Raw genomic sequence first — 17,767 nt, 5'->3', positions numbered from 1 at the left:
TCTGCAGGTTAGTCGCCGGGGCCGGTGGGCAGCCCGGACGCGGTGAATGCGGCAGCGATCACTGGGTCGTCCAGTACACCGTTGGCCTGGAACAGCCGGATCGACGGCCGGGCGCCCTCGCGCACCATGTCGTGGGTGTGCGGATCGGCGAGGATCTCAGCCACGACTTCCCTGGGCCGCTCGATCCCGCAGTCGGCGAGGACCGAGGCCGTGGCCCCCTCGTCGGGAGACAGGAAGGCCAGCATCATCCGCGGCAGCAGGACCCCGGCCTGCCGCCGTGTCGCTGCGGGCAACCGGGGCCAGAGATGCTCGAACAACTGTCGGAAGTAGGCATAGTGACGGCCCTCGTCTGCCGCATGGTCTGCCACGAGCGCACGGACCAGCTTTTGGACCTGCTCATCACGCGGCACCCTGTTCAGCGACGCCGTGATCAGTGTCTCTGACACGATCACGAAGAACAGCGTCACCATCGAACTGTCGAGCCCGGTCTCCTCGGCCTGTAGCTTCGCGAGTTCGGCCAGGAACTGGGGCTCATGCGGGATCGGCTCCACGCCGGTCGCATCGCGGACCTTGGCCAGCAGCGTATGTGACATTTCGGCGTGTCCGGCTTCATCCGTGTAGATGCGCAGCACGTCGTCGCGCATGGCGTCCGGCAGCCCCGGCAGGAATTCCGGTGAGCGGAGCAGCAGGCAGACGTCGTTCACCGGACCTGTCTCCAGCCGGACGGTGAACTCCAGGTAGAGATACAGGTGGTGCACCAGGAGACGCTCGCGGCTTTCCGGTGGGAGCGCCCGGACCTCGGGATGCATCAGCGGCGGGCACAGGTCAGGTGGGAAGAAGTGCAGGTCAGGCGCGAACGGGCTGTCGCGCCGGGGTTTCGACCGCACCCACGACTGGCTGTCCCAGTGCTCGAAGCAGGACCGGTAGCCGGATATCCGGTCAGCGCGTGACATCGAGGTCGACCCCGTAGGTGGTGAGCCACTCATCCAGTCGCAGTACGAGCTCGATTGTGCTGCGGGTTTCGTTGGAGCTGGTGGCTCCGACGGGCTCGGCTGCGACCGCGCGTACCCGGTCGAGGTTCAGCAGCGGCGTGACCGCGCTGTCCGGACGGTCCGCGAGCCGGCCGAGCTCGGCACGCAGCCAGGCTTCGTAGCCGACGTCCTGGGTGGCTGGGAAGGGGGCCTTGCGCCGGTCGATGATGGACTGCGGGACCAGTCCGGCCGCGGCCGCCCGGAGCAGGCTCTTCTCCCGGCCGTCGAAGGACTTCATTGACCACGGCACGTTGTACACGTACTCGACCAGCCGGTGGTCGAGGAACGGCACGCGCAGCTCGATCGGCGCCGCGCTGCTCATCCGCTCTGCCCGCTCCAGCAGCAGCGGCAGCAGGCGCGTCAACGTCAGGTGGAAGATCTCACGCATCCGCCGCTCGTGCGGGCCGGCGCCGTCGACGTGGGCGACCTCCGAGAGCGCCTCGCGATAGCGCGCATCGCGGTAGCCCGGCAGGTCGAGGGTCTTGAGCAGGCCCGGGTCCAGCAGGCTGGTCTTTGAGTCCGGACCGTCGTCGAGGACGTGGCCGAACATCGCCAGCCACGGGAAGGTGTCCGCGGCGACGGTGGCAGGATCGTGGAACCACCAGTAGCCGCCGAACACCTCGTCCGAGCTCTCCCCGCCGATCGCCGCCGTGCAGTCCTCACTGACGGCCCGGCACAGCAGGTACAGCGAGGTGTCGCGGTCCCCGCGTGCGAACGGCAGGTCGAGCGTGCGCAGTGCCCGCGCCCGCGCCTCGGGATCGGTCAGATCGTCGTTGCCGAGTACGACATCGGTGTGGACGCTGCCCAACTGCGCGACCATCTCGGCCACGAACGGCGCGTCCGGGGCCTCGCGCATGTAATCGGGGTGGAAGTTGTCGACGTACCCGGCGAAGTCGAGCGCGTACGTGCGTATCCCCGCTGATCCCTGGCTGCGCAGCGTACGGTCGGCCAGCGCCGCCACGACCGACGAGTCGAGCCCGCCCGACAGGAGGATGCCGAGCGGCACGTCTGCCACTGTCTGCCGCGCCACCGAGTCGGTCAGCAGATCACGGACGGTGTCCACAGTGGTCTTGAGGTCGTCGGTGTGGTCGGCTGCGGGCGGGGTCCAGTAGCGGCGCCGGGTGAGGCCGGCGCGGCTGAACCGCAGGATCTCACCCGGCTTGACCTCCTGGATGTCACGCCAGACGGCATGCCCCGGTGTCTTGGTGAGCGCCAGCAGCTCCCGCAGCCCGTCGGTATCCACGGCGGGCTGGACGGCCGGGTGGGCAAGGAGCGTCTTCGGTTCCGTGCCGAACAGCAGCCCGCTCCCGGTCTGGTGGTAGAACAGCGGCTTGATACCCAGCCGGTCGCGAACGAGCACGAGCTCTTGGGTGCGTATGTCCCAGATGCCGAAGGCGAACATGCCATTGAGCCGCTCAGCCAGCCCGTCGCCCCACTCCAGGTAGGCGCGCAGCACCACTTCGGTGTCGCCCGCGGTACGGAAGCGGTGCCCTCGCGAGCGTAGTTCGGTCCGCAGCTCGGTGAAGTTGTACACCTCGCTGCAGTACGTGATGACCGCCAGCTCACGGCCGTTCTCATCGGCCACCATCGGCTGATGCCCGCCTTCGGGGTCGACCACTGCCAGCCGCCGGTGTCCGAGCGCGACGTGCCGGTCGAGCCACAGTCCGCCGCCGTCCGGACCGCGACTGGCCAGTGTGTCCGTCATGGCCTCGGCCAGCTCTCGCTCCCGGTTCAGGTCTCGGTCGAAATCGACCCAGCCCACCACGCCACACATATGTCACTTACCTTCCGGAGAGGGAACTGCCGACTCTTCGTTCGCTTGGGTGTAATAGCTGAGGATCTCGTCGCGGCGGGGGCTGAACCGGGCTTGGGTCGCGGACAGCAGGTCCGCGAGGAAGGCCGAGCCGTTGCCGAACTTCTCGTGCTCCTGCGGGACGTCGATCACTTCGTCGCCCTCACGCAGGACGTTGATCGGGTCCCTCCCTTCGGCGACGGCGTCCATCTGCTCGAAGAACATCTGCCGCAGCAGGATGACGCCGCGGTCGACGGTGCCGAGATGCTCACGGGTACGGTCGGCGATCCGGCCTTGGGTGACCCAGGCCATGATGTCCTGGCCTTCGACGTTATTGAGCAGGAATTCGCCGTCGTCCGTCTGCCAAGGGACCTCGAAGGAGGTGACCGGGCCGGGGTCGGCCACCGGGCGGCCGCCCGGCTTGTAGGCTTCGTACCACAGCGCCCAGGTGTGCTCGTCATCGATCGGCACCCGGATGTGGAAGGCGTAGTTGCCGCCCCCGCCGAGCCGGAGCAGGTTCGGGAAGATCAGTGGGTGGCCGACCGACCAGTCGTCCGCTGTTTCGTCCTGGCCCTTGAGGCGCCGGCGCATGAGGATGCCGTAGTCGGTCCGTTCGAACGCGGTGACCTCGTTCAGCCGGGTGAACATCTCCGGTATCTCGTCAGCCACCCCGCGGCTGGCGAGCCACTGGCTGTACCGGCCGTGCAGCCAGGCGACGTGGTCGAGATCGACCGCATTCTCCTGGATCTGCACGAAATTGCAGGAGATCGTGGTGTAGCCGACATCCCGGATGGCGTCGTCCCAGCAGAAGAGGTCGTACTTCGGCAGCAGCGGCGCAGGGTCCGGGCCGAGATAGGCCCACACCAGCCCACCGAGCTCCTCAGCTCGGTACGACTGTGCCCGGACCCGTTCATGGAAGGTCGAATCAGTGGGCTCGCCCGGCTGCTCCAGGCACGCACCGGCGCCGTCGAAGAGCCACCCGTGGTATGGGCAGCGGACGCCCTCCTCCTCGACGATCCCGTACGACAGCGCAACACCCCGGTGCGGGCACCGGTCTTCCAGCACATGGATCGATCCGTCGCGCAAGCGGTACAGCGCGAGGTCTTCACCGAGCAGGCGTACCTTCCGGATGTCGCGCCGCGGCAGGTCGGCGGAGAACGCTATCGGCCACCAGTAGCGGCGCAGCAGCTCTCCCATCGGGGTTCCCGGGCCGACCCGGGTCAGTGTTTCGTTGCGTTCGGGGGAAAGCATGGAACTCTCTCTCGTTCAGTCGCTCGTTCAGTCCAGTGCGGCACGGCTGCCGACGGCCTCGCGCAGGGCGCCACTGCGCACGGCCTCGACGAGCGACGCGAGCTCGTGGTCCAGCCTCCGGTCGTCGTCGAGGAAGGCGACGTGCGAGCGGACGAGCTCATAGGCGGCGCGTGTCCCGTGACCGAGGCCTTCCGCGCCACGCAGGTCGGCGGCCTGGCACAGCGCGGACAAGTGCAGCGCCGTGATGTTCTCCACCAGCTCGACCACCGTGCGGGCGTCCCGGGCAGCAATGGTGCCCATGCTGACCTTGTCCTGGTTGTGCGCCTCGGTGGACCGGGAGAACACGGAGGCCGGCGCGCTCTGCTTGAGCGCCTCGGCTGCCAGCGAGGAGCACGCGATCTGGACGCCCTTGAAGCCGTGGTGCAGGCCGGCGCGTTCACTGTCGTGGTCGACCCGCGGGATCAGGTTGGGGGTGAGGCCGTTGTTGAACTTCTCGTCCACCACCAGTGCCAGCTGCCGGTCGAGCAGGTCTCCGGTGTTCGCCACGGTGACCTTCAGTGAGTCCATCGCCTGCCCGATGTGGCCGCCGTAGAAGTTGCCGCCGTTGAACACCGACTGTCCGTCGGGGTCGAACAGCGGATTGTCGTTGGTGGAGTTGATCTCGACGTCAACCCAGCGCCTTGCCCAGTCGAGGGTGTCGTGCAGAACACCGATGACATGCGGGGCGCAGCGCACCGAGTACCGGTCCTGGATCGGTTGCGTGAGCCGCTGGTAACCGGCGTCGCCCAGATCCGGGTTGGCGTCGAGCACCTGGGGGAGGTCTCGCGAGAGAGCGGATCCGGCGAGCATCGCAAGTATCCGCTCGGCGCTGCGTATCTGGCCGGGATGAGGCTTGTTGAGATGGATGAACGGTGCGAAGTGGCCGCGGTTGCCGAGCAGGACCTCCGAGGACAGTGCGGTGCAGACGTCGGCGGCGAAAGCGATCTCCTCGGCGTCGGCCAGAGCGAGCGCCGCGAATGCTGACATGAACGATGTCCCGTTGATCAGCGCAAGGCCTTCCTTCGGCTCCAGCCGCACCGGTTCGAGGCCGCACTCACGCAGCGCCTCGGCCGCAGACCGGACCTGCCCGGCGTAGTGCACGTCCCCGCGCCCGGTCAGCATGTCGGCGAGATAGCACAGCGGCACCAGGTCGCCGCTTGCGCCGACCGAGCCGCGCTCGGGGATCAGCGGGAGCACATCATTGGCCAGGCAGTCCAGGATGAGGTCGATGACCTCACGACGGACCCCGGAATAGCCCCGGGCCAGACAGTTCGCCCGGATCAGCATGGTCGCGCGTACGGTGTCCATCGAGGCTTGGGAACCGCTGCCGACCAGGTGGTACTGGATCAGGTTCTGCTGCAGCGCAGCGGCCTTCACTGCCGAGACGTGTCCGGTGTTACTGTCGCCGAAGCCGGTGGTGACTCCGTATATCGGCATACCGGAGGCGATCAACTCGTCGCGCAACACGACCGAGGACGCCATTCGCCTTGCCGCTGTCCCGTCGATGAAGAGCGCTGGCTTACTGGCGAGCCTGGCGTATTCGGCGACATCGCGCGGGCGCAACGTGTCCGAGCCGAGCGTGATTCCGTCAGTGGCGGCGGGGTAATCGGTGTCGCTCATAGGTATGTGCACATCTCTCTCTTCGCTGCCGTAATCCTGCGCAGGGGAACGGAACATCGGGCGGCCGGTAAGCACCCCATGGATGACCTGAGTCGGACGCATCCTGCAGCATGGCGCTCGGGCTCCTGCAGTTGGAGCCGGCCGGAAGCCGCCGGAGGTTCCTTTTAGCTGTCTTGCAGGGAGAGGTCGTGCCCGTGGCGGGCCGCCGTTGCCTGACGGGTGAGCCGGGCGAGTATTTCGGCTGGGCTGGGCAGCGCCGCCAGTTCAGCCCGGACCTGTGTGGCCGCGGTGCGCAGCGTGTCGTCGTTCAGCAGCCGGTCCAGCTGTGCGGTTACGCAGTCCTCGACCGTGCCTTCAAAGCCCACGCCACGTCCGGCCACGGCTTCGGCGGTGTCGAACTGGTCCGCACCCTGGGGGAGCACCATCTGTGGCAGGCCCGCATTCAGCGCCGCCATGGTGATGCCCGCCCCGCCGTGGTGGACGACGGCGTCACAGTCACGCAGAACAGCGTTGAGGGGCACCCATTTCTCGGCACGTACGTTGTCCGGGAGCGGCCCCAGCGTCGCGGGCTCTGAACCACCGAGAGCGAACACGAATTCGGCGTCGAAGCTGCGCGCGGCTTCCAGGAGCCGGCGCAGCGGGTCGTTGCCGAGGATGCCGGGGGCCACGGTGCCGAGTGTGACGGCGATCCGCGGTCGGCACGGGGGCTCGCCCAGCCAGCCGGGCAGTACTCCGCCACCGTGGAAGGGCACGTACCGCATCCGCATTCCGAATGGCTCGCACAAGCTCATGCTCGGTGGTGCGACATCTATTGCCGCTACCGTCCCCCAGGTGGCTTCCGCCCCGCCCGCGACGTGTGCCGATCCCCGGCGTTTCCAGGGTTCGACGTGATCGGGGTGGTTCGCGAAGCGGATGCCGTGGAAGACCGAGGGGACGTCCAGCTCCCTGGCCGTGATGCCTTCCGGCGGATGGATGACCATGTCGGGTTGCCACCATCGGGCAAGGCGTTGCGTGCCGGGGGTCATCGCGTCGGCGTAGAGCTGAAAGATATGCGGGCCGGGGGAAGTGATCGGCGCGGCGTCCGGCCGGTTGGAGCGGAAGGCGAACTCGGCTGCGGGCAGCGTGGCTGCGAAGTCGGCGTCAGGGGCGACATCGACCGTGTGCAGTCCGGCCGATGCGACGAGGCCGACGGTTGACGACGCCGTCGCGAAGACGGTGTCGTGGCCGGCGGCCGAGGCTGCGTGCGCGAGCGGGATCAGGGTGAAAGCCATCCCCAGGTTGGGTGGGCTCAGGAACATAAGCCGCATACGATCTTCCTCGGGTCAGTTCTGCTTGTGCAGCACGGCCGCGACGTCCGCGGGCGGCAGGTCAAAGATCTCCGTCAGCGTCTCGGCGTCCAGTGGCCGGCTCAGCCGCTCACCCGCGGCGGTCGTGCGGGTGTACTGGCCGCCGTTGGCGACGTGCCGCTCATGCGCGGAGAACCGGTGCGCCACCACGCTGTTGGCAAAAGGGATCCCGGGATAGGTGACGGTGTAGAAATAGACCAGCAGGTAGTCGACGTACCGCTGCGGATGAAGGTCGAACGAGTACAGCGCGACCCAGCGCTCGCGGTTCTCCACCTCCAGCACAAATTCCGCACCTTCCTTGATGACACGCCAGCGCCAGGGCTTCCGGCCGGCGGCCGCACCGGTGTCGATCGGAACCGGTTCAGTGGGGCCCATGCCTCCGAGCCCGACGTCGACCAGCCAGCGGACACCCTCGAGCTTCACCAGCAGGGCCATATGTGTCTTCGGCAGAACCACGGGCCGTCCGATCCGCGGGCGCCCGGCGAGCCGGGTCACCGTGAATCCGAGGCGCTCCAGGACAGCTGCAAACAGCAGGCTGTGCTCGATACACGTGCCACCGGCGCGGCCGTAGACGAGCTTGCGCTGAATGTCGGGCAGCTCGAAACTGATCGGTCGCTTCAGGAGCACGTCGAGGTTGTGGAAGCCGATCGCGGTCGTATGCGCCCAGTGCAGCATCCGGAGCGCTTCGAGAGTCGGATCAGGCGGCGTCTCGATGCCCACCCGTTCCAGATACGCGGGCAGGTCAAGCTCGTTGACCTGCCATTCACTGGTGGGCTCAGTCCGTTCACCGCCGTCCGGAACCCCGGAGAGCCGGGACCACAGCAGCTCCGCGGCCCGAGCGGAGGTATCGGTCGGTACGAGGGCTGCGAGGTCGAGGCGGCCTGCCAGCTTGCCGAGGGCGGTCTCATCGAGGCCCAGTTCCGCGAAGGTGCATCCCTCCGGCACCGGCGCGTCGTCGCCGAGGATTTCTCTGACGGCCTCCAGTACCCGGTCGAGCAGAATCCGGTGCTGATCATGCCGGGCCAGGCCGACGAGCACCTCTCCGAGGCCGAGGGTCATCGTGCTATCCCCTCGATTGCCGGGGTAGCAGAGTCGATCACCTCGCGGGCATCGAATCCGGTCTGCTCGAGCAGCCCCCGCAGCTCCTGCTCGGACCGGACGCGCCCCCCGGGCACGGCAAGCATGAGCATGTCAACCCGATACGTGAAGTACGAGTCCTCTTCGGGGGTGCCACGAATGAACGGCTCGACGATCAGGACACGCGCGCCGGGTTGGAGCGCGCGCCGGACGTTGGTGAGCAGCTGCACCGCCTGCTCATCGTCAAAGCCGTACACGATCCGCTTGAGCACATAGACTTCGTGCCCGCTCGGGAGTGCACTGGTGAAGAAGTCGCCAGCCGCAACAGAGAACCGGTCCGGCATATTTCCGCCCGAAAAGGACGTCTCGATCTCAGAAATCAGCTGCGGACGCTCGAAGAGCGTACCGACAAGTTTGGGATGCTCATCGAGCAGCATCCTGAGCATGGTCCCGTCGCCGCCACCGATATCGGCCACCGAGCCCACCGATTCCCAGGCGTAGGAATTCAGAAGCGACTTCGCCTCAAATCTGGAAATCGAGCGCATCTGTTCGTCGAAGCGCGCGGAATCGGCGGGATGTGTATCGAGGTACTCCCACAGATTCATGCCGTGTACTTCGTCGAATGCCGTTCTCCCGGTGCGGACGCTGTAGGCCAGATTGTTGAGACTTGCCACGTTCGGCAGCCACGGCAGGTTCGCCTCCCGCAGGGACACGGGATGGTCGCTGCGCAGCGGTTGCCCCAGCTCGGCCAGTGCAAAGACACCGGGCGCAGTTTCGCGGAAAACTCCCTTGCGCGAAAGGGTGTTCAGCAGACGCCGCAGGGTCGGCGCATGGCAACCAAGGCGATCCGCAAGCTCTGGGACAGCCATCGGCCCGTCCGCAAGCGCATCAGGCAAAGCGATTTCGGCGGCTGCTTGAATCGCGAACGGAGTGACCAGATCCGTCAGATCTGAAAGCCGCTGTGCAAGGTCTACCTCAGACCGTGTGCTATCGCTCAACTGCCGCTCCTGGCGCTCCAGTGAATCTGCAGAGGACTTGGTGCCCCGTGCATCTACAGAGCACACGGCGCGGGAGCGTAGCTCTCAAGAGGCGGCTACACAATAGCTATGAAGTCGTTTCATTTGGTAAGTCTGCGGTAGCAGATCAAGGCTGCGGCGATGCCGGTGAAGGCGAGGAAGTGCTCGGGCTTGCGTTCGTAACGGCGGTGCCGGCGGCGGAAGCCGTTCGGCCAGGCCACCGTGCGCTCGACGGTCCATCGGTGCCGGCCCGGCCACCACGACCTCGCCGGCAGGTCCTTACACAGCGATCTGTTCGCCAATCCCAATCAGCGGCCGAGTCCACCCGGAGGACTCGATGCCCTTGCGGGCGATGCGCGGCGTGATGTTCCGCGAACGGAGCCATCTGCGCAGGTGGGCGTAGTCGTATGTCTTTGTCGGCGTGCAGCTTGGCCGGTCAGCGCCGGCGGGGGCGCGACGGGAACGGACCGGCGGTATGCTCCGGACCAGCGACTCAAGTCCCTGGCTTTCGTGGGTGTTGGCGGCGAGGTCCGATCGAGATCGGCACAGCCCGGTACGTCCGGTGATCACGTGAATCTTCGGCCCGTTCTTGCCGCGACCGACAGGATTCGGACCCGTCAGCTCCCCCTTGCGCGGCCCGGACGCTGACCGAGTCGATCGCGCACCGCGACCAGGCCAGGTCCCCGCCCGGGCCCGGCTCATCCAGGACCACGCGATGGAGTTTGGTCCACACCCGGGCGTGTGACCACTCGGTGAATCGGCGGTACACCGTCACCCAGGAGGCGCCGAACACCGGCGGGACCTGCCGCCATGTACACCCGGACGTGGCCACGAACACGATCGCCGCCAGCACCTCACGGTCCCCGTGCCGCCTGCGGCCTCCGCCCTGCGGTCGGGTCGGCGCCCGCGGCACCACCCGCTGGAACAACTCCCACAATCCATCCGGGACCAAACGCTCCACGATCGTCACGACCGCAGACTACCGACCCATGCCAAATGAAACGACTTTTATAAGCCGCCTGACAGAAAACAAGGCCGTGCACCCTGGAGACAAATCGATGCTATTCGGCCTTGGCGCCGGAAATGCCTTCACTTGCGCTGTCTTGGAGATCCTTGAACAGCCCGAATGGGACCACAGCGCAGACTGTCCGTCTCCTCCGGAGCGCGTGGAGCATGGAACCCAGTACCTCCGGCCTGGCCCGGACCTTCACCACCAAGCGGGGACCGGTCGAGGCGGTGCGCGGGATCGACCTCGCCGTGCGGCGCTTGGACCGACCGGCAGCAGGGGCGTGGATGCCGCCGATCGGTGCCCCGAAGGCGAAGCAGGCACGAGCTCAAGTGATCATGGAGTTCTCTACGCTCAGTGATCACCCGAGGGCTCGTGCCTGTCCTGCCGTCATGCCTGCTCGAGCCCCTGTGGGACCAGTTCGCGGCGTTGCTGCCCGAGCACGTCGACACCCACCCCTTGGGCTGCCACAACCCGCGCGTCCCCGACCGGATCGTCTTCGAGTATGTGATCGCCGCCCTGGTGCACGGCTCCGGCTACGAGCATCGCCAGCCCCGGATGCTCGGACCGCACCACGTGCGACCACCCCGGATACCTGAGGCACCACGCCACCGCGCTGAATCGAATCGCCCTGCGTCGGACCGAGTCCCACGCCACCGCCCTCCAAGCCGAGACCGCCGATCGGTGGTGGCGCCGTGTAGTGATCACTGGCGGAGGATGCGGTGGCGGAGCAGGGGGATCCCGGCTCGGCCGTGTATCTGCCTCATGATCCGCTTGGTTCGCGTGTTGACGCCTTCGGTGCGGCTGTTGTGGTACAGGAGGGTGAGTCCGGCGTCGACGGCAGCGCAGTCGAGTTCGAGGCCGTTCGCGAAGGAGTGCAGGTGGGGCAGGCCGGCGGCGCGCACCGTGGTGATCCAGTCGGTGAGCTTGGCGTCGTTGCCCTGTGCTGGGGTCCGTAGCTGAGCGAACTCGACGGTGAGGCGCGCGAGTTCTGTCATCTGCGGGCAGGCTTCGGTGAGTTCCCGCAGTAGTGCGGTGTTCTTGTCGCGCAGGTTCTCGGGGCGGGTGAGCAGGAGGCGGGCGAAACGCTGCGGGGTGGTGACCGGCTTCCGTACAGATCTGCGGCGTACCGACATGCGCGGCGCGGACCTGAAGGAAGCCCGGCTGGAACGCGCACGCCTGGCCGGTGCCAACCTGAAGGGGCAGACCTGACGGGTGCTCATCCGCAGAACGCATGGCTGCCGGGGAACCGTTCCTGCCCCCGCGTCCACAACAGGCCACCCTACCGGCGTCTTCCCACCGCTCTACCGATCTTTCTGAAGGGATCTGAGGAGGCGGCGGAGGCAGATGATGCTGCTGCAGGCCAGTTCCAGCAGAGCTTGATGGAGGTCCGCTTTGCGTTCGTAGCGGACGCGGAGTCGTTTGAACTGGTGGAGCCAGGCGAAGGTGCGGTGGGGGATGAGGGGCTTGATGCCGCGCTTCCATGGCAGGCGGTGGTGCTTGTCGAGGAGCCGGGGAGGCCGCGGTCGACCGGCGACGGTCCGACATGGTCCCCCTTTGAGAGACCTGACGTGGAAGCAGTCGACCGCGCAGTCCTCCATCCAGGTGTATCGCGTGCAGCCGGCCAGGCCCCTGCCTCGGTCCAGTCCCGCAGCCGACGCCAGGCGGGTCACCCCTGAGCAGCCCAGCATCGGAGCGGGAACATCCCGCCACGCCACACGCTTGCGCAGCATGTAGACGATCCCGGCCAGCGCGACTCGATCAGGCACCCGAAGCCGGCCGGATGCCGGTGCCTGCGCTCAGGGGTGCGGCGGAAGCGGCGGAGCTATGCGCTCCCACAGGTCATCGGGGACAAGATCGTCGAGCACCTCGCAGACCCTGCCCGCGGAGATCCCAACTACCAGCCGACACACCGATCTCATTCTGAAACGATCAGTTAGTTCGCAGGACTCCACATTTTCGACCGCGTTCGCAGATACGTGGTCGGGATGGCCGGAACGATCCTATCTACGTTGACCGTACATGGTCAGGAATGGTGTGCTGATCACGGCCTCGGGGACAAGGCCAACCACGCCAGGCCCCGACGATCACGGGGGATACTTCACAGGGGGAACTCTTGCGTCTCAACGCTTCCCGATTGTAAAGACAGCGCTGGCCGCTGCCGTCGCCGCATCGGCTTTGGCAATCCCGACAGCTGATTCTGCGTCGGCTGCAAACTCTTCGAGCGGCACGACCGTCAAAGTCGCCGTCAATAGCATCGACGCGACATGCAGGAGCCACAGTCGCAACTATGTCGTGCGAGAGTACTTTCGGGGACCCGCGACGTACACATTACGCTGCGGCACCAGGACGTGGGGCTGGAAGCACATCAAGCTGCGTCACGGCTGGAACCGCACGATGGACAGGAAGATAGGCGCCGCCATCTGGTCCGGAGATCCCAATGGCCGCGGCGGGTACTCCACCTACACCCAAACATGCCCGCGCATCGAAAAGTTCCGCACCATCCTGGGAACCCCGGCCGGATCCAGTGACCTCCTGACCGCGTACAAGGTCGCCCAGCCTGCCGCCGCCAGGTGTTAGCCACTATGTTGGGGGCTCGCACTCGCAGACGAGGTGAAAGGGCAGGTGGCCATATGGCGGCCCAGACGCCTGCTGAGCGGGCCCTGGCTCGCTCATACACCACCGGTGACGGCAAGGTCGGGTTCAACATCACTGATCTCGCGGTCGAGCACCACCCTGACCGGAGTGCGACGTTGACGTACTGGCTCACTGTGACGCGCCAAGGGCACCAGGACGAGCGCTGGGTGTTCACTCTTCCATGGGACGACAAGTCCTTTGTCGATGTGCTTACCTCAACCGCCCCCGATCCTGACCGACTCCGGCAGCTCGTGCACATGGTCCATACCCTGCTGGAAGAGTGGTGGGACACCAAGGGCTATAACCGGCAGTCGGCAAAGATGGGACGCCAACTTCCCTGAGTCGTTTCACCTCCGCTGAGATCGGGCCCCGCACCTCAAAGGCAAAGTGCGGGGTCGGATCGATGCCGGCGTAGCAGCACCGTCGCCCCACCCGCCTGCGCCACCGCCCGGGCTGGACTTCGGGCTGAAGCAGTTCACATAATGGACCGCGTAGAGGTCGACGAAACGGATGTGGATTTGCTGACTCAATTCCTCTTCGAGGTGTCGAATCCCGAATTGGTTGAGCCGGTTACTGTTGATGTATGCCTCATCCGGGCCCTGCTCGACCACGGCGCCACCGGCCTGATCGACCCGCCCTGCCCCTTCTGCCGCCGCGCCGCCGAGCTGACCATGGTCCTCGACAACCTCCGCTGCTGCCGGATCTGCCGGCGTGATGCACGTCCCCAGACGCGCGCCCAGTGCGGGAAGTCCCGGTACGTCGCCGGACACACCCTCGACGGCGAGCCTTTGTGCCAGAACTGCAACCGGGCCGACCCGCTCAACTTCGACCTCTGCAGCCAGTGCGGCACACCCGGTGAGGTCATTGCACGGACCGAGGCCGGAGCCGTGTGCAAGCGCTGCCACCAGCTGCCCACGGCGACCTGCGGCACCGGACCGCCTCGATGCCTGGCTCGCCGAGGACCTGGCGCCCGGAGCCTGGTGCGCGTCTTCCTCAACTGGACCAGCCGCCGCGGCTACACCCGAGCGCTGCAAACCCCCGTGCCGCCCGCTGACTTCAGCGTGAACCTCCTGGCCCAGGACCAGCGCTGGGCCATGGTCCGCCGCCTCGTCGGCGACGAGGACCTGCATGCCGTCGACCGGGCCGCCGGACTGCTGCTCCTGCTGTTCGCCCAGCCGACCAGCCGCATCACCCAGCTCACTACCGACCAGGTCACCGACCACGGCGACACGGTCACCCTCCGGCTCGGGCGCGTCCCGGTGGAGCTGCCCGCCCCGCTGGACGACCTCGTCCGTCAGCTCGTACGGCGCCGCAAAGGTCATGCCAGCCCGGCCGACGAGGCGAAAGGGCGCTCCCGGCTCCGCCGCAACACAGCCCTGATGGACATCACCTCCGAGGTGCCGTCAGTCGTCGTCAGCCGACTGCTGGGCTTCCACCAGAGCACCGCCGACACCTGGCAGCGCGAACGCGCAGGCTTCGGCCCTGGGTATGCCGCCGAAGTCTCCCGGCGCCGAACCGCCCCCAAATAGTCCACGGTTCCATGAATTCACGATTTCCTGTACCGTCGAAGGGTGCTGACTCTCGCTGCCGACATCGAAGTGCTCGCCCGGTTCGGGCGCGCCCTGGCCGACCCGATCCGCTGCCGCATCCTGCTCGCCCTGCGCGAGGCCCCGGCCTACCCCGCCGACCTCGCCGACGCGCTGGAAATCTCCCGCACCCGGCTCTCCAACCACCTGGCCTGCCTGCGCGACTGCGGCCTCGTCGTCACCGTCCCGGACGGACGCCGCACTCGCTACGAACTCGTCGACGAGCGCCTCGGCCACGCACTCGACGACCTGCGCGCCGCGGTCGTCGCCGTCGAGGCCGACCGCACCTGCCCGGATGCCGACGAGAAGGGCTGCTGCTGAATGACCGCGATATCCCTCGGCCCGAGCCCGTCCCGCCGCGACGCGCTGACCCGGCGCATACGCCTGCTGGTCGCCGCGACGATCACCTACAACGTCATCGAGGCGATCGTCGCGGTCACTGCGGGCACGCTCGCCTCGTCCACCGCCCTGATCGGATTCGGCCTCGACTCCGTCATCGAGGTCTCCTCCGCCACCGCCGTCGCCTGGCAGTTCTCCGCCCGTGACCACGCCGCCAGGGAGGCCCGCGAGAAGAAGACACTGCGGATCATCGCTGTCTCCTTCTTCGCCCTCGCCCTCTACGTCACCATCGAGTCCGCACGCGCCCTCGCCGGCGCCGGGGAAGCCGAGCACTCGGTCCCCGGCATCGTGCTCGCCGCTCTCTCCCTGGCCGTCATGCCGTTCCTGTCGGCCGCCCAGCGCAAGGCCGGCCGAGAACTCGGTTCCGCCAGCGCTGTCGCCGACTCCAAGCAGACCCTGCTGTGCACCTGCCTCTCCGCGGTCCTCCTGGTCGGCCTGCTGGCCAACCTCGCATTCGGCTGGGCCTGGGCCGACCCCGTCGCCGCCCTCGCCATCGCCGCCATCGCGGTCAAGGAAGGGCGCGACGCCTGGCAGGGCAAGGGCTGCTGCGCGACCCCCGCCGCGCTGACGCCGTCCAGCGGCACGACGGACACATGCGGGTGCCGTCGGGGATGCGACTGCTGTACCTGACACTCACGCCCCACCCCCGAGACGAGCGATCCTGACGACATGGACATCGAACTGCTGGTCGTCGCGGACTGCCCGAACACTCAGCTTGCGACCGAACGGCTGCACCAGGTTCTTGACGACATGGGTCTGCACGACATCGCTGTCACCACCCGGGTGATCGCCGACCAGGCCGAGGCTGAGGCCGTCCACTTCATAGGCTCGCCGACGTTCCTGGTCAACGGACGCGACCTGTTCACCGAGCCCGGCCGGGCAACGGGCCTGACCTGCCGGGTGTACCTGACCCCGGACGGCCTGGCCGGCGTCCCAGCCGCTGACCAGCTGCACCAGGCCCTGACCAGCGCCCGCCCGGGCAAGGGGAGCGACCAGACGTGAACGACGCACAGGACCTGGCCGACGTGCAGCTCCGGCACTGGCAGCACACCTACGCCGCCCACCCGGGTATGTACGGCGGGCAGCCCTCCGCGCCCGCCGTCCGCGCCGCCGAAGTGTTCCGCGCGGCTGGGGCCACGGAGGTGTTGGAGCTCGGCGCCGGCCACGGCCGGGACGCTCTGTACTTCGCCCGCGAGGGCTTCACGGTCCAGGCCACCGACTTCAGCCCCGTCGGTCTCGAACAGCTCCGGGATGCCGCCCGGGAGCAGGGCATCGACGAGCGGATAACCACCGCGGTGCACGACGTACGCGAACCGCTGCCCCTGTCCGATGCCTCCGTGGACGCGGTCTTCGCGCACATGCTGCTGTGCATGGCCCTGTCCACCCAGGAGATCCACGCCCTGGTCGGCGAAGTCCGCCGGGTCTTGCGCCCGGGCGGCGTCTTCGTCTACACCGTTCGGAACACCGGCGATGCCCACTACGGCGCGGGCACCGCGCACGGCGACGACATCTTCGAGCACGGCGGCTTTGCCGTGCATTTCTTCCCCCGGCACCTGGTCGACGCCCTCGCCGACGGCTGGACTCTGAACGAGGTTCACGCCTTCGAAGAAGGCGAGTTGCCCCGCCGGCTGTGGCGCATCACCCAGACCCTGCCCCGCTGACCTGCGCGATGCGGGCACCAGGGCTTGCATCCGGTACCCAGGTACAGGTTTACCGTCGAAGCAGGCGACGGCATCCCGCCGCCGCACGACCAGGCGCGCGGGTTCCGGGAATCCTGGACGCCAGGTCACCGGAACCCGTACGCGAGCATCCGAATCATAGGGGCTTCGCGTGCGGGTTCCGGTGACCTGGCGAGCCATCCCCTCGGCGAGAGGAACGGACCCGGTGGCGGGGGGCCGCGGCCTGCGTGATCGCAGGAGATCCACTGTCAGTGCCTGGCGGCACCATGGCTCTCATGACGACGGAACCCGCCCACTGGGCCGATCGGCAGATCCCGGTGGCTATGTCACTCCGAAAATGGACCACCGTGCTGCTCTGATTCGTGCCCAGCCTGTCGTATCAGTACGACTGATTGTGCTTCGCTGATTTGGGCCCACCCTGGGTCGGGAGGTCGGGGTTGGGTGGCTCGGTGTCCGAGAGTTCGACCTGCATGTTCTTTGAGATGGCGCTGCGTGCGTGCTTGAGGCGGTAGGACTCGGTGCCGGTCCCGACGATCGTGGCCCGGAAGGTCAGCCGGTCGACGATTGCCACCGCGCAGAGCCTGGGGTCGGTGAAGGTCTTCGCCCAGCCATCTGGGGCCGGCACTTGTTCTCTCAGATGAGTTGCTGCTGCCACCTGGCCGTATCCCGGTCTGGCGGTCCTCGTTGAATCTCGCGGTGGCACCGAGGTTCTCCAGGTGCTGCCTTGACCGTTCAGGTGCGAGGAAGGTGTGCCGGTGGCCGAGGCGAGACTCCAGGTCATCGCGGGCGGGGCCGTCCCGCAGGAGCCGCTGACGACGGATCCGTGGCGGTTCCAGGCGGCGTGCGTGGACGCGTTCGTCGCGTCCTGGAGGGCCCGCGGATTCAGCCCGGTGACCATCGACAACGACATCGGCCTGTTGGAGCGGACCCTCACGGCTCTGGGGCGGCCCGCGTGGGATTCGACCAGCGTGCGGGTGCCCTCGTCCTCGCCCAGGACGTCGCGGGCCTTCTCCCACAACTGAGCGTGGTCGAGGGTGAAGGCGCCGGTGCGGCGTGCCTGGGCCAGGACGTCGGCGCGTTCCAGCGCGCCGGGCTTGCCCAGCAGCACCTCCAGGTAGTGGTCCAGTTGCAGGGACCGTCTACCGCTGCCGGCCAGCCTCGGGTGCCGGGCGACCTCGGTGCGGCCGTGGTAGATGACCAGGTCAAGGCCGCCGGCCATGACACGGACCCGGGCCCCGATCAGGCGGGCGGGTACCGAGTGGCGGTTGGTGCGGACCGTCACCGTGGC

14 protein-coding genes and 6 pseudogenes are annotated in these 17,767 nt (G+C 67.4%); 9 read left to right on the top strand and 11 right to left on the bottom strand.

What is annotated here, in order from left to right:
- Positions 1–8: 8 nt before the first annotated feature.
- From ACY34J_RS03255 to ACY34J_RS03220, 8 genes and pseudogenes are all read right to left on the bottom strand, one after another.
- Positions 9–953 carry a diiron oxygenase gene (locus tag ACY34J_RS03255; protein WP_462724928.1) on the bottom strand — a complete coding sequence of 315 codons (945 nt, stop codon included), beginning with the start codon at positions 951–953 and terminating at the stop codon, positions 9–11.
- Entirely contained in the window at positions 940–2,805 is a 1,866-nt protein-coding gene (gene asnB / locus ACY34J_RS03250) for an asparagine synthase (glutamine-hydrolyzing) (protein WP_462724927.1), read from the bottom strand. Before asnB ends, ACY34J_RS03255 begins: the two co-directional genes overlap by 14 nt.
- Before the next feature lie 3 nt (positions 2,806–2,808).
- The gene (locus ACY34J_RS03245) at positions 2,809–4,074 is read right to left on the bottom strand and encodes a Rieske 2Fe-2S domain-containing protein (protein ID WP_462724926.1); all 1,266 of its coding nucleotides are present in this window, start codon (positions 4,072–4,074) and stop codon (positions 2,809–2,811) included.
- A 27-nt stretch (positions 4,075–4,101) separates the two neighbouring features.
- Positions 4,102–5,733 (bottom strand): aromatic amino acid lyase, encoded by a 1,632-nt coding sequence (locus ACY34J_RS03240; RefSeq protein ID WP_462724925.1) that lies wholly within the window; start codon positions 5,731–5,733, stop codon positions 4,102–4,104.
- Between the two features lie 164 nt (positions 5,734–5,897).
- Positions 5,898–7,004 (bottom strand): glycosyltransferase, encoded by a 1,107-nt coding sequence (locus tag ACY34J_RS03235; RefSeq protein WP_462724924.1) that lies wholly within the window; start codon positions 7,002–7,004, stop codon positions 5,898–5,900.
- Positions 7,005–7,055: 51 nt separating this feature from the next.
- Positions 7,056–8,138, bottom strand: coding sequence for an arylamine N-acetyltransferase family protein (locus ACY34J_RS03230; RefSeq protein ID WP_462724923.1), 1,083 nt, complete (start codon positions 8,136–8,138; stop codon positions 7,056–7,058).
- Positions 8,135–9,154 carry a methyltransferase gene (locus ACY34J_RS03225; RefSeq protein WP_462724922.1) on the bottom strand — a complete coding sequence of 340 codons (1,020 nt, stop codon included), beginning with the start codon at positions 9,152–9,154 and terminating at the stop codon, positions 8,135–8,137. Before ACY34J_RS03225 ends, ACY34J_RS03230 begins: the two co-directional genes overlap by 4 nt.
- 119 nt (positions 9,155–9,273) lie before the next feature.
- Positions 9,274–10,136: pseudogene (locus ACY34J_RS03220) on the bottom strand (IS5 family transposase).
- Between the two features lie 209 nt (positions 10,137–10,345).
- Between ACY34J_RS03220 and ACY34J_RS03215 the strand changes: the two are divergent.
- Together ACY34J_RS03215 and ACY34J_RS03210 are read left to right on the top strand one after the other, a co-directional pair.
- Positions 10,346–10,435 (top strand): annotated as a pseudogene (locus ACY34J_RS03215) (ABC transporter ATP-binding protein); the annotation flags it as partial.
- A gap of 118 nt (positions 10,436–10,553) precedes the next feature.
- Positions 10,554–10,752, top strand: a pseudogene (locus ACY34J_RS03210) (IS5/IS1182 family transposase); the annotation flags it as partial.
- 130 nt (positions 10,753–10,882) lie between these two features.
- Here the strand turns inward: ACY34J_RS03210 and ACY34J_RS03205 are convergent.
- Positions 10,883–11,302 (bottom strand): annotated as a pseudogene (locus ACY34J_RS03205) (transposase); the annotation flags it as partial.
- A gap of 10 nt (positions 11,303–11,312) precedes the next feature.
- Here ACY34J_RS03205 and ACY34J_RS03200 point away from each other — a divergent pair.
- A complete protein-coding gene (locus ACY34J_RS03200; RefSeq protein WP_462725068.1) occupies positions 11,313–11,390 on the top strand; it encodes a pentapeptide repeat-containing protein in 78 nt (25 codons plus the stop codon).
- A gap of 92 nt (positions 11,391–11,482) precedes the next feature.
- Here ACY34J_RS03200 and ACY34J_RS03195 read toward each other — a convergent pair.
- Positions 11,483–12,046: pseudogene (locus ACY34J_RS03195) on the bottom strand (transposase).
- Positions 12,047–12,811: 765 nt separating this feature from the next.
- Here ACY34J_RS03195 and ACY34J_RS03190 point away from each other — a divergent pair.
- From ACY34J_RS03190 to ACY34J_RS03165, 6 genes are all read left to right on the top strand, one after another.
- The gene (locus ACY34J_RS03190; protein WP_462724921.1) at positions 12,812–13,156 is read left to right on the top strand and encodes a hypothetical protein; all 345 of its coding nucleotides are present in this window, start codon (positions 12,812–12,814) and stop codon (positions 13,154–13,156) included.
- A 141-nt stretch (positions 13,157–13,297) separates the two neighbouring features.
- A complete protein-coding gene (locus tag ACY34J_RS03185; protein WP_462724920.1) occupies positions 13,298–14,344 on the top strand; it encodes a hypothetical protein in 1,047 nt (348 codons plus the stop codon).
- A gap of 42 nt (positions 14,345–14,386) precedes the next feature.
- Entirely contained in the window at positions 14,387–14,722 is a 336-nt protein-coding gene (locus ACY34J_RS03180; RefSeq protein WP_462724919.1) for an ArsR/SmtB family transcription factor, read from the top strand.
- Positions 14,723–15,430: a cation efflux transmembrane domain-containing protein gene (locus ACY34J_RS03175; RefSeq protein ID WP_462724918.1), complete on the top strand. Its 708-nt coding sequence runs from the start codon at positions 14,723–14,725 to the stop codon at positions 15,428–15,430. It begins immediately after the preceding gene.
- 39 nt (positions 15,431–15,469) lie between these two features.
- On the top strand, positions 15,470–15,802 hold the full coding sequence (locus ACY34J_RS03170; RefSeq protein ID WP_462724917.1) for a DF family (seleno)protein: 333 nt from the start codon (positions 15,470–15,472) through the stop codon (positions 15,800–15,802).
- Positions 15,799–16,461 (top strand): class I SAM-dependent methyltransferase, encoded by a 663-nt coding sequence (locus ACY34J_RS03165; RefSeq protein WP_462724916.1) that lies wholly within the window; start codon positions 15,799–15,801, stop codon positions 16,459–16,461. The genes ACY34J_RS03170 and ACY34J_RS03165 overlap by 4 nt, the downstream gene beginning before the upstream one ends.
- A gap of 505 nt (positions 16,462–16,966) precedes the next feature.
- Here ACY34J_RS03165 and ACY34J_RS03160 read toward each other — a convergent pair.
- A pseudogene (locus ACY34J_RS03160) lies at positions 16,967–17,761 on the bottom strand (Mu transposase domain-containing protein); the annotation flags it as partial.
- Positions 17,762–17,767 lie beyond the last annotated feature (6 nt).

It is taken from the genome of Streptomyces sp. HSS9-12 (assembly GCF_054963655.1).
Note: the sequence above shows the minus strand (reverse complement) of the source record. Positions and strands in the feature narration are given on the sequence as shown.